Annotated in this window: 15 protein-coding genes; 10 read left to right on the top strand and 5 right to left on the bottom strand. The window is 68.9% G+C overall.

Features of this window, described 5'->3' with window-relative positions:
* Nucleotides 1-13 precede the first annotated feature (13 nt).
* The 9 genes from PV734_RS26735 (at nt 14) to PV734_RS26695 (ending at nt 6,965) form a co-directional block, all read left to right on the top strand.
* Nucleotides 14-637 carry a WhiB family transcriptional regulator gene (locus PV734_RS26735; protein WP_319292356.1) on the top strand — a complete coding sequence of 208 codons (624 nt, stop codon included), beginning with the start codon at nt 14-16 and terminating at the stop codon, nt 635-637.
* Complete coding sequence (locus PV734_RS26730; protein ID WP_319292354.1) at nt 634-2,286, top strand: hypothetical protein; 1,653 nt, start codon at nt 634-636, stop codon at nt 2,284-2,286. Before PV734_RS26735 ends, PV734_RS26730 begins: the two co-directional genes overlap by 4 nt.
* Entirely contained in the window at nt 2,283-2,474 is a 192-nt protein-coding gene (locus PV734_RS26725; RefSeq protein WP_046912663.1) for a hypothetical protein, read from the top strand. Before PV734_RS26730 ends, PV734_RS26725 begins: the two co-directional genes overlap by 4 nt.
* A gap of 100 nt (nt 2,475-2,574) precedes the next feature.
* Entirely contained in the window at nt 2,575-2,808 is a 234-nt protein-coding gene (locus PV734_RS26720; RefSeq protein ID WP_319292352.1) for a hypothetical protein, read from the top strand.
* Nucleotides 2,809-2,918: 110 nt separating this feature from the next.
* Nucleotides 2,919-3,437 (top strand): plasmid mobilization protein, encoded by a 519-nt coding sequence (locus PV734_RS26715; RefSeq protein WP_319292350.1) that lies wholly within the window; start codon nt 2,919-2,921, stop codon nt 3,435-3,437.
* A gap of 16 nt (nt 3,438-3,453) precedes the next feature.
* Complete coding sequence (locus tag PV734_RS26710) at nt 3,454-5,181, top strand: relaxase/mobilization nuclease domain-containing protein (protein ID WP_319292348.1); 1,728 nt, start codon at nt 3,454-3,456, stop codon at nt 5,179-5,181.
* A gap of 80 nt (nt 5,182-5,261) precedes the next feature.
* A complete protein-coding gene (locus tag PV734_RS26705; protein WP_233443722.1) occupies nt 5,262-5,687 on the top strand; it encodes a hypothetical protein in 426 nt (141 codons plus the stop codon).
* Nucleotides 5,688-5,782: 95 nt separating this feature from the next.
* Nucleotides 5,783-6,463 (top strand): hypothetical protein, encoded by a 681-nt coding sequence (locus PV734_RS26700; RefSeq protein WP_319292346.1) that lies wholly within the window; start codon nt 5,783-5,785, stop codon nt 6,461-6,463.
* A gap of 94 nt (nt 6,464-6,557) precedes the next feature.
* Nucleotides 6,558-6,965: an HIT family protein gene (locus PV734_RS26695; RefSeq protein WP_319292344.1), complete on the top strand. Its 408-nt coding sequence runs from the start codon at nt 6,558-6,560 to the stop codon at nt 6,963-6,965.
* A 21-nt stretch (nt 6,966-6,986) separates the two neighbouring features.
* Here PV734_RS26695 and PV734_RS26690 read toward each other — a convergent pair whose 3' ends face one another.
* From PV734_RS26690 to PV734_RS26670, 5 genes are all read right to left on the bottom strand, one after another.
* Nucleotides 6,987-7,880: a hypothetical protein gene (locus PV734_RS26690; protein WP_046912668.1), complete on the bottom strand. Its 894-nt coding sequence runs from the start codon at nt 7,878-7,880 to the stop codon at nt 6,987-6,989.
* A gap of 49 nt (nt 7,881-7,929) precedes the next feature.
* Nucleotides 7,930-8,292 carry a hypothetical protein gene (locus PV734_RS26685; protein ID WP_319292342.1) on the bottom strand — a complete coding sequence of 121 codons (363 nt, stop codon included), beginning with the start codon at nt 8,290-8,292 and terminating at the stop codon, nt 7,930-7,932.
* Nucleotides 8,293-8,435: 143 nt separating this feature from the next.
* Nucleotides 8,436-9,185, bottom strand: coding sequence for a DUF317 domain-containing protein (locus PV734_RS26680; protein ID WP_046912670.1), 750 nt, complete (start codon nt 9,183-9,185; stop codon nt 8,436-8,438).
* A 15-nt stretch (nt 9,186-9,200) separates the two neighbouring features.
* On the bottom strand, nt 9,201-9,506 hold the full coding sequence (locus PV734_RS26675; protein WP_233443721.1) for a hypothetical protein: 306 nt from the start codon (nt 9,504-9,506) through the stop codon (nt 9,201-9,203).
* Nucleotides 9,507-9,617: 111 nt separating this feature from the next.
* Entirely contained in the window at nt 9,618-9,971 is a 354-nt protein-coding gene (locus PV734_RS26670; RefSeq protein ID WP_046912687.1) for a DUF317 domain-containing protein, read from the bottom strand.
* Between the two features lie 366 nt (nt 9,972-10,337).
* Here PV734_RS26670 and PV734_RS26665 point away from each other — a divergent pair, with 366 nt between their 5' ends.
* Nucleotides 10,338-14,606, top strand: a complete 4,269-nt coding sequence (locus PV734_RS26665; RefSeq protein ID WP_319292338.1) for a hypothetical protein — start codon at nt 10,338-10,340, stop codon at nt 14,604-14,606.
* The last annotated feature ends 120 nt before the right edge of the window (nt 14,607-14,726 follow it).

The following is a 14,726-nucleotide window of genomic DNA, read 5'->3' as shown; positions in this document are numbered from 1 at the left end:
CCCGGAGATCCTCTTGCGCACTATCACCACGAACGACACCGCGCGCCCGACGCTGCGCGGGATCGCCGACCACAGCTGGCATGCCCGGGGCCTGTGCCACGGGATGCCCGCCGAGGACGCCGACGAGCTGTTCTTCCACGCCCCGCGCGACCACGAGGCCGCCGCGGAGGCCAAGTCCATCTGCGGCCGGTGCCCGGTCAAGAAGGACTGCTTCAACTACGCCCTGGACAACGACATCCGCCACGGGATGTGGGGCGGGCTGACTGAGATCGAGCGCCGCCCCTGGCACGCCCGGGTCAGCAAGCGCCTCGACTACGCCCGGGTCAAGGCGGCCTTCCAGGGCCGCGACGTGCACCTCAGCGACGCCGAACGCGAGGCCGTCGTCCGACACGCCTACGTCCGCGGATGGAGCCCTGAGCGCCTCGCGTACACCCTCCAGCTCGAACTCGACTGGGCGCGCGACCTGATGCGCCGGGCGGCCCATGCCGTCGCCGACCGCGACCGCTACTGGGGCCTGTACGACGAGACCGCCCCCACCGCCGACGAAGACGAGGACGAGGACGAGGCCATCTCCTCGCCCGTGCCCCGGCAGGTGCAGACCCGCGCGCTGATCACCGCTCTTGGAAAGGCAGCATGACCCACCCCACCGCCATACGTCTGGCCGGCGTCTCCATCGAGCTATCGCACCTGATCACCGGCGCCGTTGCACTGTCGGGCCTCGCCGTGCTGGCGGGCGGCTGGCTGGTCCTGCGCCGTGGTGCCCGCGCGGGCAGGGTTCGCTCGTCCGCCCCAGCGGTGTGGGTCGCGGCGCTCGCCGCGCTCGGCTGCACCGCCTACAGCGCCGACACCAGCTGGCGGTTCGCCGCCGACTACCTCGACATGGCCGGCACCGCCGAGCGTGCCGCCATGTTCGGCGCTGCCGAACTGGCGCTGTTCGCCACCGCGCTGATGGCCCGCCAGAACCTCACCATCCAGGGCGCTCCGGGCCTGCCGGGGATCCTGGTCTGGATGATCACCGGCGTCCAGGTGATCCCCGCCTACGCCGAATCCGGCCCGGTCGGGGGCACCGTACGGGCGTTCGTCGGGCCCGTCATGGCGGCGATGCTGTGGCACCAGGCCATGGGGATCGAGCTGCGCCTGCGCAAGCCCGGCGCCGCCTCGCACGGCATCCTGGCCGTCCTCGGACGGGAAGCACGCGAGCGCCTGCTGTCCCGCCTCGGCATCGCCGAGCGCGACCGCGACGCAGCCCAGATCACCCGCGACCGCGCCACCGCCCGCGCGGTCACCCTGGCTACCCGCCTGGCCGGACGGTCCCCGAAGCAGGGCGACAGTTGGCGGAGCCGATGGATCGCACGCCGACTTGAGTCGGCCCTCGGACGCTCCGGCGTGGGCAGCGATCCCCAGCAGCTCCGCATGCTCCTGAACCAGCTCGCCGCCCGCCGACATGCCACCGCGCTCGCCACGATCGACCTGCCCTCGCCCTGGACGCAGCCCTCACCGGGCGCGGACCACACTCCCCTCGGCCGGCCCGCCCTTGACGGGACGGCAGCCGGGGACCAGACGAGCCAGCCACGCACGGTCCCCGACGCAGACACCGCACCGGCCGGGGATGGTCCCCATGGGGACCATCCTGATCAGGTCGCGGGGACGGCGCCCGCACAGAACGGGGACCAAGAGGAGCACCCAGTCCCCGACATCGACGCTACCGGGGACCGGGCAGACGCAGGCGGGGACCGGGACCGCGGAGACGAGGATTACGAGGCCGGGGACCACGGGGACCGGCGGATCGACGGGGGCAAAACTGCAGCTCAAAGCGCGGATAGCTCGTCCCTGACGCCGGTCCCCACCACCAGGGACCGTGGTGCCCCCGACTCCGACACGGGGACCGAGCCCGCCGAGAACCGTCCCCGACCGGTCCCCGACGACAGGGATGGGGACCCCGCAGACTCCGGCTCCGAGACGGGGACCGACCCGACTGGGGACCGTCCCCACGCGGTCCCCACGCGCAGGAGGCCGAAGGCGACCCGGAACCGGTCCCGAGGCGGGCAAGGCAAGCCGTCCCTGAAGCAGCCGCGGCCGAGCGTGGACCAACTCGTCGCCCAGCTCCGCCCCCACGTACCCGGGTTGCTGGAACGGGACGGGAACGCCGAGGTCACGCGCACCCAGCTCAGGGAGATCATGCGCGCCCACAACATCGGCATCCGCAACGACCGCCTGACGCCTGTCCTAGAACGTCTGCGCCGTGAAACGGCCACGTCCACCACGAAGAAGAGGAGTGCACGGTGAAGTCGTGCCCGCGCATGTCGCGCATCAAGTCCGACTTCGAGAAGGACATCTGCTTCCTGATCAGCTATGCGGAGCGCAACGCCGGCACCCCACCGGCCAAGACCAGCGCGAAGCAGGCGATCACGGTCAAGCACAACATGGCCCGCGCGATGAGTCGGCACTTCGCACGCTGCCGCGAGTGCGGCTGACACCTGCAAAGAAACAGGTCAGGCGACTCCATTCCACTGAATCGATCCGGTGGCCCGGCATCGTGCCGGGCCACCGCTCCCGCCACAAAAGGAAAACACCATGACACGCGCATCCGCGCCCAACCATTTCGGAAACCGCCTGATCTGGGCGTTCCTGCACACCTTCCTCCAGTACCGGCTGATCCACTCGGCCGTGGACGGCCCCGAGGGACAGTGGTTCGTCCAGATCTCCCCCACCGAGCAGATCCATCACCTCACCGACGTTGAGGACGCCTTCGACTTCGTCCTCGACATCCTGGAGATCATCCACGACGCTCAGGACGGTGGGCAGTGACGAACCCGAGCTCAAGCCCCGCCCCCACCCCTGGTGAGCCGGTCTCCAACTCGCTCCCAGTGCGAGCAAGTTATCGGCCAAGACACTCTTCCCCGTTGGGGAAGGCGTCCTTGGCCTTGCCCGCCCCAGGGGTGGCGGGAGCCGACCGGCACCGGGGGGCGCAGGTCGGACAGGCAGCGACCGAGGGCGGATCGCAGCAGGAAAAGCCCGCGCCGCAGCGCAAGCGCCGTGCCACGAAGAACCGTTCACGCAAACGCTCCCCGAAGTCCCACGCCAACAAGCGCGTTCACGTGTGCAGCGTCCGCCTCAACGACGACGAGAAGTACGTGCTCACCGCAGCCGCCACCGCCACGCGCACCAGCCTGCCCGCCTTCCTCGCCCGCAGCGGGCTGGCCGCCGCCAGTGACCTCGACGCCAGTGCCGCCGCCATCGCCGGGCGCCGCGAACTGATCACGGAACTCTTCGCCGCCCGCCGGCACCTCGGCCACGTCGGTAACAACCTCAACCAGGTCGCCCGCGCCCTCAACTCTGGTGCCCAGCCTGCCGAACTCGATGCCGTCATCGCCGCCACCGAACACGCCGTCCAACGCGTCCAGCACGCCACCAACCAGTTCCTCGCCCAGTCCTAGAAAGTCGCCTCACCGAATGGTTCCCAAGATCCACGCCCGCGGGAAGCGGACCATCGGCCTGCTGTATTACTTGTACGGGCCGGGCACCCACGAAGAACACATCGACCCGCACCTCGTGGCGTCCTGGGACAACAACGCCCCCGATCCCGGACGCGATCCGCAGGCCACGTACAAGGACCTGCAGCGGCTGCTGGACCAGCCCCTGGACGCCATCGACCAGGACGACCGGCCGAAGAAGCACGTGTGGCACCTGTCCGTCCGTAACGCCCCCGAAGACCCCCTGCTCAGCGACAAGCAGTGGGGCGACATCGCCCGCCGCATGGTTGCCGCCGCCGGCATCGACGACCCCGCCCAGGGCGCGGGCTGCCGGTGGGCGGCCGTACGGCACGCCGACGACCACATCCACATCATCGCCACCCTGGTGCGCGAAGACGGCTACAAGCCCGACCTCGACCACGACGCCGCCCGCGTCCAGGCCGAGGCTCGCCTCCTGGAGGCCGAGCTAGGACTGCGCCGTCTCAACAAGGGGGACGGCACCGCCGCCAAGCGCCCCACCAGCGCCGAACGCCACAAGGCCGAACGCCAGGGCAAGGACCGTGCCTCCCGCGAGGAGTTGAGGGAAACCGTGCGCCGCGCGGTCGCCGGCGCCACCAGCGAGAAGGAGTTCTTCGACCGGCTGACCGCCGCCGGCGTGCTGATCCGCAAACGCGTCGCGCCCTCCGGCGACCTGCTCGGATACAAGGTCGCCCTCCCCGATGACCGCAACGGGAACAAGGAACCGGTCTACTACGCGGGCTCCACCCTCTCCCCCGACCTCTCCCTGCCCCGCATCCGCAAACGCTGGTCGTCCGACGCCCCACCCCAGAACGCCGACGGCCTGTCTGACCCGACCACCGCAGCTCCCGCGCCGAGCGGACCGGCCACGGCACGCCGGCGGGCCGCTGCGGCGGCGTGGCAGGCGGTGCTGGTCATCGATGGCGGTGAGGACACGCTCGTGGCGGCGCAGATCGCGGCAGCCGGGGAAGTCCTGGACGCGCTCGCCCAGACCTCCGCCGCACACATCCGTGCCCAACTGCGCGAGGCGGCCTTCGCGTTCGAGCGGGCCACCCGCTCCCACATCCAGGCCGAACGCGGACACGACCGCGCCCTCCGCCAGGCCGCCCGCGACCTCGTCTACAGCGGCCCCGCGCTCGGCCGCGGAGAGGACGGGGCGACCACGGCGATGCTGATCGACATGGCGTTCTTTCTGGTCACCGCCGCCGCCCACTGGCATGACAAGAAGCAGCATGCCCAGCAGGCCGCCGCCGCACGCCAGGCCACCGAGTATCTGCGCGTCGCCTACCAAGCCGCGGCCGAGGTTCCGCTGGGCGTGCTGTTCCAGCGCGGCCGACGCCTGTCGCAGCCTCTTCGGCACAAGCAAGCCGCCTACCTGCGGGCGACCGTGCCGCATCTGGCCGAGCAGATCCTGGCCGAGCCGGGCTGGTACGCGCTGGCGGCCACCCTCGCCGACGCCGAGAACGCCGGCCACGACCCGGCCGCGCTCCTGACCGAGGCCGCCGAGCGGCGGGAACTGGACACCGCCGACTCGGTCAGCGACGTCCTGGTGTGGCGGCTGCGCCGCACGGCCGGCCTGCCCGGCGACGCCTCGACGATGCCCGACCACACCAGCAGCGCCTCGACCAGCTCCCCGCGGCGGACGACGCCCAGGGCGAGCCGCAGCGAGGGGCCGGGCAAGGCCCGCTGATTACGGAGTCTGAGAGTTGAAGCAGGTCAGGCGTATAAGGCACTCTCGCTGTGGCCTGTCAGACGAAAGAAGGGCACCGGGTGTTCGGATTCCAACGTGGTCGTGCCGACCGTGAGTTCCGTGAGGCCCAGCAGGCGGGCCAAGCGCTGCTGGAAGCCGTTCAGTCCTTCGAGCCGCCCGCGCCTGCCCCGGCCGCCGAGACGGTGGTGCCCGACTTCCTGCCGCCGGACCTGCGGGTGCCGTCGCGGACGGAGGTGGCGGGGCTGATGATGCGCTGGCAGCGTCCGCTCGTCATCGACGGCGAGGTCCGTGCCTGCCCGCAGTGCGGCGCGTACCGGGACTGGATCATCTTCAGCATGCGCGACGACTCGATCTGGCTGCGCTGCCGCGCCGGACACGAGACGAAGGAGCCCGGCCTAGACCCGGCCTGGTACAACCGCAACTCCGGTCCGGTGGACCACTTCCACCCCACCCTCGAAGAGGGCCTGCGCCACCTCGGCCACTAAAGCCCGCGAAACCCCAACCCCCTTATTCCCGCGTACGTCGGCGCCCGGAGGGCCGGCCCAGTCAGACCGTTCGCAGGCCACTTAGGGGTTTTCGCATGCGCCTTCCCACCACGACCGTCCTCAGCCTCAGCGCCCTCGCCGTTCTGACCGTGGCGAGCTGCTCCACCAGCCCGGCGCACTCGGCCCACTCCCCAGCAGGGCAGGACGGCACGAGCGCCTCCGCGCCCGCGCCGTTGTCCTCGGCCGCACTGGACAAGCGGCTCCTCGACGAGAGCGACCTGGGCGAGGACTACACCCGTGTGCCGCAGCGGCCTGCGGCACACGACGACGTCACCGTGATCGGCTGCCCGGCGCTGGAAAAGCTCGGCGGCGACACCGCCACCGGCACGAGCCTCGCCTTCCCGCGCAAGGCGAAGGCGTCCTTCACCTACGCTGGCGCCACGGGCTCCGAGTTGAGCGAGGAGCTCTACAGCGACACCGCGGCGAAGCTGTCGAAGGGCATCGGCGAGATCTTCGACGCGATGGTGTCATGCCCCGCCTATCAGGTGCTGTCGGGCAGTACGGCCATCGACATGCGCACCCAGGAGACGGCCGCGCCGGCACTGGGCGACGAGCAGTGGAGCCAGCTACTCACGTTCTCCGCTGGCGGGCAGCGCAGCATCGTCAAGCAGACGGCACTCCGCTCGGGCACCGTTGTGGTGATCGTCTCCGGCTCGCCGGGGCTCGTGGACGCCAACCTGAAGAAGGCGCTCGACAAGGCCCAGTCCGCACGCTGACCACCTTCCACCCGCAGTGCCCTCTGTCTTCGGCAGAGGGCACTGTCGTATCCGGTGCTCGCGGCGCCGCCGTGACGGCTCTACGGTGCAGGTCATGGCAGACGGACTGGACTGGTACTGCGCGCAGGTTCTGCCCGGGCATATCGCTGTGGACGTGGTGTGCGAGACGGATGACGTGCTGGCCTTCCGCCCTCCCGTGCCGGGATTCGGCGCCGAGCACATCATCGTCATCCCCAAACAGCACGTCCGCTCGCTGCTGGAGCTGGACGCGGACACCGCCGTGAAGCTCCTTGCGGTGCAGCAGACCGTGGCGGCGGAGGTCATCGACCGCCACGGCGGGTGTCAGGCGATCACCAGCATCGGCGACGAGCAGCACAACCGTCACCTGCACATCCACATCGCCGCCGGTGAGGGCGTCGCCCGCTTCGTTCAGCGTGCCCCGCAGGTCCCCGATACGCAAAAGCCCGGCAGGCCGAATGGGCCTGCCGAGCACGACGGTTGAACGGCGGACAGCGGAATTCGCCTATGAGGCAGGCGGGTTCGGCACGGCGCCGGGCCGTGGCCGCTGGATGGTGACCAGACGGTCCCTGCGTACGCGGACGTCGGTGACGCGTTCCTCGGCGGGGAGGTAGAGGAGGACGTCGGTGTGGCTCTCACCGGCACGGTCGGTCATGGCGACCACGAAGTGAGTCTGGGAGCAGCCGGAGAGGGTGTAGGCGTCCCCGGAGCGCAGGGAGCAGGCAGGGGCATCGAAGACATCGAGGGCGCGCTGCGCCCAGCCTGCAGCGTGCGTCTGCATGTGGGGCAGGGTGTGGGCGTGGCGTCCGGCCTGGGCTTCCCGATAGTGGCGTCGGCACGGTGCGCATTCGTTCGGGGCCCCAGGGTTGGGGCCGGCGAGGTGCCGCTCGCAGTAGGCGTTGCCCGTGACGGAGTTGCGCCGGTGCCCGGTCACCAGATTCACTCTCCCCTTGGCAGTCCACAGCAAGGTGTCGTCACCATGGCAAGGGTCGGCATCGGGCAAGAGGAGCTGACCCGCACGCCGTCGGAAGCGGTCGAGGGCAGCGCGCAAGCTGGTGCAGTTGGCGCACACCCGTCGGGCCATGCTCCGGCGGCAATCGAGGGATTTGCCGCAGTAGCCCATCAGGTGGCCCGGGATCGGCAGATGCGCGGCAGCGCCCTTGCCGGTGCCGGCGGCGGGCCGGGTCTCGGGTTCGCCGCCGGAGTGCGGCGGCGTAGTGAGGATGAGACGGGCCCGGGTGCAGCTCTGGCACAGGGAGTGCGCAGTGTCCGGGGCGATCGGCGCCAAGTCGGGTGAGTGCGTGGCGCAGGCCGTCAAGGGCTCGGAGTCAAGCAGCACACCGTGGTGGGCCGTGCCGGTGGTGGCACTGATGGCGAGCCGGATCAAGGGCAGGGGCAAGCGGACCTCCGGGAGTCGGGCGTGGGATGGGGTGACGACGGTGGTGTCGTCAGAGGGTCGGGAAGCGGCTGGGCAGAGTGGTAAGCACCCGTACGTCCTCGGCGGCTCGTTCGGCTTCCATTCGGGCGAGGGTCACGGAGCAGGCGCCGTACTCGCGCCGGTTCAGCTCCCCGGCCTCCGTACACCGGCCGTCTTCGAGGACGTAGCGGGTTACCTTGCGGACCGGGCCCGTGCCGGTGGGCACATCCGAGACCAGCGACAGCACAAATGATCCGCACCGACTCGTCGTGTCCGACAAGGCCATATCCACCAGGTGGGCCAGGCGGTCGAGCCGCTGTGCGCTCACAGGGCCGAGGGCCAGGCGGTTACCGCCCAGGTAGAGGACTTCGGCAAGTACCTCCCGGGCAATCACTGGTCGGACAATGTGCAGGTAGTGCCGTCCCGGTCCGGCCGCCGCGATGGCATCTGCGATCGCACGGCGTCCCGGGGACATGGGTGAAACAGACAGGGTCAAGTGACCTTTCCTGGAAGGGGCGCCTGCGGAGGGTGCCGTCGTCAGCTTCGGCGGACGACGGTCAGGCGGCCCTCCGCGCCGTCCGGCAGGGTGCGCCGTGGCACGGGGGCCGAGGAGGCGAGCGAAGAGGCGAAGACCGCGACCAGGTCGTGGGGGACGCTGGAGCTGAAGCTGGCGCACCACAGATACGGGGCGCCCAGAACGGGTTCCGCCCACGCCTGCCAGCCCGCAAGATCGGGGCGCGGGTCCGCGTCCTGGATCAGAGGCGGCACCTCCTCCAGCGACACGCTGGAGGAGAAGCCGGGGTCGGTGACCGTCGTGCGAGGGCGGTCCACGTCCCGTATCCAGCCCCGGGCGACCAGCGCGGTCAGGACCGTCTCCGGCTCGTCGAATCCGGCGTCGGGGCTCTCGCCGGCGTCGAGCGCGAGGAGGAGGTCGGCAAGCGCCTCGTGCGGGACGCCCGCGGTGAAGTAGGCGTTCCATTCCGTCATGGCGCTGAAGGAGTGGGTCCGGGCGGAGAGTTGCCAGGCGACGGGCAGTCCGCCGAGTTCGAACGGATAGCCCGCCAGGATCCACTCGGCTCCACGCAGCTCATCCGGGCTCACGTACAGCAGGGTGTGACGGGACGTCGGCCACATACGCCAGCCCATGCCGGCCAGGAGGTCGCAGATCCGCTCGGCGAGAGCGCCGTCGTCACCGGCCAGATGGCGCGGGGTGACCCAGTACACAGGGTCTGGCGAATCGGGGTGGGAAGGATCGAGGGGGTGATAGGGGTTCAGGGGCGCCTCCATGGGCTCGGGGGTGGTTCAGCTGCCGTTGTCAGGCCCGGTCGCCTTGCGTCGGCGGCGGGCGGGAGCCTCGGTCGGCTCGTGCCAGGCGAGGGCGACGGCGACGTCGGGCGGGAGATGGCCGATCTGTTCGGCGTCATTGGCCTCCGCGATGAAGACCAGCGGTGTGCCGTTCTCGTCCCGCGAAGGGATCACTGCGCCGATGCGGTGGGCCATAGGGAAGAGAGGGTTGATGGCGAGTTGGGCCGGCGCGTCGCGGTCGCAGGCGGACAGAAGCTCGATGAGTTCGCCGACGGTAATCTCCGGGATGGGCGGTTGATCCACGGTGGTACTCCTTGCGGTAGCGGACACACGGGTGCCCCAAGGGTCGGGCAGGGCAGGGTATGCAGTGCGTACGAGCGCCCCGTTAGGCGTGGGGCGATGGCTGTACGCCGATCAGCACGGCTGGGATGTGGCCAGGACTTGCGCCACGGCGGCGGCGACGATGTCCGCCGGGGTCTCGATGTCGAACGACATCCGGTACCCGCGGGTCTTAGCAGTGCCGGTGACCGCGATCACCCATCCCTCACCATCGGTGCCTGGACGGCCCGTCGGGAACCAGCCGAGGTAGAACCGGCCGTCCATGCTGTTCACATGAACATCGGCGCGGTCGTCCACGACCAGCTTGAAGTCGGCATCGGTGAACTGGTCGGTCACCAGCGCCGGCTGACCTGGACCGAGTTTCCAGGAGCGCAGGCGTAGGGCATGGACGGTCGTAGCGAACCCGGACTGGGCAACCTCCACGGTCACTGGCGACACCTCTCTGACCTGCAGCTTTTCCGGGAAGACGTCCACGTTGACATGCTTCGGAAGCGTTGGCCAGTCCTTCCGTGATCTTTCCTGTCTGCCCCAGGCGAACTTTTGTCCGTTCTCACTCAATCTAGGATCCGCGACTTAGTTAGCAATGAAGGCCGTTCGTTAGCAGTGGATTAGCAAATCCCTGACCGCCTTAGCAACCGTTACGGTCGGTAGTGATCGACTGTGCGGCACTCCCAGTCTCGGCCTACCTCGCTTCCATGGTGGGTCACAAGGCGCGTACTCTCGGCCGACATGAACGGCGTGGGTGCTGTAGCCGAGGTAGGCAGAGGCGGGAGCCGGTACCCCTGGATACGTCGTGTGCATGAGATCAGCTCTCCACCCGAAGTCGACCACTTCGGGTGGGTGGTCGAGTCTCCGTGGGCGCGGGCCGAAGTCCCGCTGACCAAGCGACGCGAGGACCCACTGCTCGTGGTACTGGGCGAGCGGGGATGCGGTAAGAGCGACCTGTTCATCCAGGAAGCCGCGGCGCTGAAGTCCGAGGGACACACCGTGGACCTGATCGATCTGAAAGTGCGGGGCCGGTTCTACGAAGCGGGTGGTGCGCGCCAGGAGTTGGGCGCCGTTTTCGAGCAGGCTTCGGAGGCCGAGCCAGGGTACGTCCTGTTAGACAGCCTTGATGAGGGCCTGGACCGGCTCGGGGTCTTGCATGAGGTCCTGGTCGCCTGCCTGGAGGAACTCGGCCGGGAGCGGCGAGGGAGACTTCGGTTGCGTATCGCCTGCCGTTCGGGCCGGTGGCCCAGGGGTCTTGAAGAAGATCTTGAGCGACTGTGGGCGCCTAGAGCCGTGCGGGTGGTAGGTGTGACACCGCTGAGCCGATCCGACGTGGAGATGGCTGCCGCCTGCGATGGCCTCGACGGCCGTACGGTCACCCGACGCCTCCAGCAGAAAGGCGCGGTGGCCCTGGCCCGGTCCCCGATCACCTTGAAGCCGCTGCTGGAAGCGGAACGGGCAGGACGCGCCCTGCCCGCCACGGTGGCGGACGCTTACAGGCATGCTTGCAGGCAGCTGTGCTCACATGGCCACCGCGACAGGTGCCGGGTGGGGCCCGATCATCTGACCGCACTCGCCACCCGCATTGCCGCGGCCTTGCAGTTCGGCCACTGCGAGGCAGTGCATGACACCCAGGGTGACCCCAAGCTGAACGACGTGGCGCTGCATGACCTGGAGGGCGGTAACGAGCCGGGCTCTGCCGGTACGTCGTTTCGCTGTGGGGCGGAGGAACTGCTGGCGCTGGTGGATTCCGGGTTGATGGTCGAGGTCGGGCTGCGGCGCTGGGCCTTCGCCCACGACAGCTACCAGGAATACCTTGCCGCCCAGTTCTTGGCTCGGCACGGCATAGGCAGGGAGGCGCAGCGGCAGCTGCTGTGGATCGGTGACGGAGCGTCCCGGCACGTAGTGACGCGGCATCGTGAGGTCGCTGCCTGGCGGGTGGTGGACGATCCTGAGCTGTTCGCAGAGGTCCTGCAGGACGACCCTGAGGTGCTGTTGCTGGCGGACCTTACCGCGCTCCCCGATGGGCAACGCGAGTATGTGGTGGACCGGCTCCTCGACCTGGTGCGCAGCGATGACACGGTGGGTCTGGACCGGTGGCTGCTGCACCGACTGGATCATCGAGGGCTGTCCGCCCAGCTGCGGCCCCTTCTACGCCCCGATACAGCTGGTCCTGTGCTTTCCGCCGCGCTCAGTATTGCCCGCGCCTGCCGACTGTCGGAGGTCAACGATCAGTTGCTGACCGTGGCAGAGGAGCAGACGGTCGATTCGAAGTTGCGCCAGCTAGCTATCCAGGCACTGAGTGAGGACCTCGAAGCGAGCCACGCGACCCGGCTGAAGGCGCTGGCCGAGCGTAACGACGCGGACCTGGGCCGGACGCCGGTCCAGGAGCTGGCCCCGGAGCGAGTGGCTTGGCTGAGGGCGTTGGCCTGGCGCGGTGATGCAGACCTTGTCGCGACCGCGCTCGAGCGGTTGTGGCCGCAGTACCTGCGGCTGCCCGACTTCTTGGACTTGATCCCGCCCTCAGGCGAGCCCACCCAGTTCCATGCCGCGTGGCTTCTGATCGAGCGAGCTCTGCACCGGCTGAGGCCGGAGGATATCGACGATGCTGTGGGCTGGGCGACACGGGTTTTGGGTTCCCGGCACCCCCGAGCCGGCCTGACCCCCGCGGGTGAATCACAGCTGTCCGTGCAGCTTCCAGTGCGTGTACTCGCCAGGGCGATCGCGCTCCTCGACGACGCCGCAAATACCGATCACGCACCGCGCGACCGGCGGCTCGCCCAGATCGCCGAGGCCCTGCTCACCCTGGCAGGACGTGCCGATTTCGATGACCGGCACCAACTGGCCGAGGCGGTGGGCGAGGTACTGGAGGACCAGCCGAAACTGCGCCGGGAACTTGGCCGCCGCGTCCTAGAACGCGCCGACGACCACCAGGTCGCCCGGCTCATATCCCGGCCGGGCAGTCCCGCCTTGTTCGCCACGGACGAGCCGGTGTACTGGGCCCTGCAATGGCCCACGCTCGCCCCCAAGGCTCGCCGACACGCTGCACTCCTCGTAGAGAAATCGCCGGACCTGGCGGACCCGGACCTGCCGCGCGCTCTTGAACTGCGCGAGTGCGACCCGCAGCTTAAAGCCGCCACCGTACGGTGGGACACCCGCGCGGCAGAAGAAACCGAGCACCGGCGCGAGCAGGAAGAACAGCACCACCGCTCGGCATTCGACGAGACCCGAATGCGGCAGGCACTCACCGCAATCAGCGCCAGCGAGGAGTCACCGGAGCTCCGGTGGCAGGAGATTGTCGCTGAGCTGTACCGCACCTCGGACGGCAGTGAGGCGGCGACGCACCACGGTTGGCTGGGTCTCGTGGCGGCGGCTCCGTCGTTCCCGTCCAAGGGCAGCGAGCTGCATCACCTGCTACTCGACGCGGCTACGACTGTCGTTCACCGCTCACCGCTACTCAGCGCAGGTGCCTCCGACCCAGTCGGCACGGAATGGAGTCAGGACGTCAACACCTGGAGCCAGGCCGTCACCACACTTACGGCGCTCGCCGTGCTGAACCCATCCCGTCTGGCGGACGCATTGAACGATCCCCGCCGCGCGGCCGCAGCCTCGATCGCGGCTGCGGCCAGCCCCTGTTATACAGAGGACGACGTCGCCCTGCGGCGTACGCTGATCAACCGCTGCAACAACCTGGCCGGCCGAGAGCTCTCGATTCTGCTTACGCAGGCGCTGGACGGATGCGATTACTCAGTCCTCAGCTACCTCACCCACGTCTACGAGAGAGCGGACGCGACCTCTGCCGTCGAGGCTGTGCTCACGTGGGCACAGGCTTCCGGACGTGAGGTCTGGCAGTGGAACACGGTCCTCACGTCTCTCGCCCTCGCTGGCAACCAGCAGGCCGACGAAGCCTTGGGCGCAATCGTGGCGGACTCGGAATTGCAACGCAGCGCCGCCGAGTCCCCACGGTGGATCTGTGCCGCCACCGCAGTCTTGGCAAGCCCCCGGCTGCACAGCCTCTGGCCCACCCTCAAGAACATTCTGCTACGGCCAGGTGTCCTGGCGGCTCTGCTGGATCAGTTCTTTGCGACCTTTGACAAATGGCCGCCCGAGGTGGCAAGCCTCCCGGAGGCTGACCTGGCGGACCTGTATGCCATGGTCACCGACCACGTCGGCCTATCACCCGATACCCGTGCCTCCGTAACAGGGGCCGTCCGTGACTGGAACCGCGAGCTGCAAAACAGCCTGCTTGTCCTGCTAATCGACAAGAACACCATGGCAGCAGCCCGGCAATTGGATGCCCTTGCAACCCGTTTTCCGGATCTTGCTTATCTGCGCAAGCGCGCCAAGGAGGTCGCCTACTCTGCCGCCGACCGTCAAGCCGTTCCCGTGGCCCCGTCCACTCTTCTGCGCCTGGCCAGGGACGCCAGCCTCCGGATCATCTCCGATGAACGCCACCTTCTGGACATCGTGGTGGCCAGCCTGCAAAGACTCGAAGCGGTCCTCCAAGGTCCCAACGGCCTGGTAGTGGCCCTGTGGAACCGCCAGAAGGGGCAAGTGGACCACGCTGAATGGTGGCCGTGCTGGGAAGAAGACTTCAGCGACCTGGTCGCCGCCTTCCTGCGCCAAGACATCGGTGGCCACCGCGTAGTGATCAACCGCGAGGTCCAAGTTGCCCGTCCCGGATTGGCCGGCAGACGCACCGACATCCAGATCCAGGCCACCGCTCCGCCCGCCGACGGTGACGACCCGCTGACCGTCGTCATCGAATGCAAAGGATGTTGGAACCAGGACCTGCCCACCGCGCTGGCCAACCAACTCGTCCGCGACTACCTGCGCACCCCCCGAACCGCAGGCATTTACCTCATCGGCTACTTCGACTGCGACCGCTGGAACGAAAGAGAGCGAAGGAAGCGACACCGGGCACACACGATCCTGTCCGTGCAACACGAACAGGATGCGAGCGCCCAGGAACAACGCGATCAGCACGGCGCCATCGTCGCGGCGAAAGTCCTCGACTGCCGCCTCCCCGGACCTGACGAACCGTGGCGCGCCGAGCCCGGCACTCCTGTCATGTAAACAGCCCGTCTCGGCGCGGACAGCGAGCTTCGGCCCCATCCCTGTAGATGAGCCGAGCCGTACCCGTCCGACACTACCCCGCCCGCCCGAACCAGCCTTCTCTGCTGAACAGCTGTGAGC

The organism is Streptomyces sp. AK08-02, from assembly GCF_033795085.1.
Classification (GTDB): domain Bacteria; phylum Actinomycetota; class Actinomycetes; order Streptomycetales; family Streptomycetaceae; genus Streptomyces; species Streptomyces echiniscabiei.
Note: the sequence above shows the minus strand (reverse complement) of the source record. Positions and strands in the feature narration are given on the sequence as shown.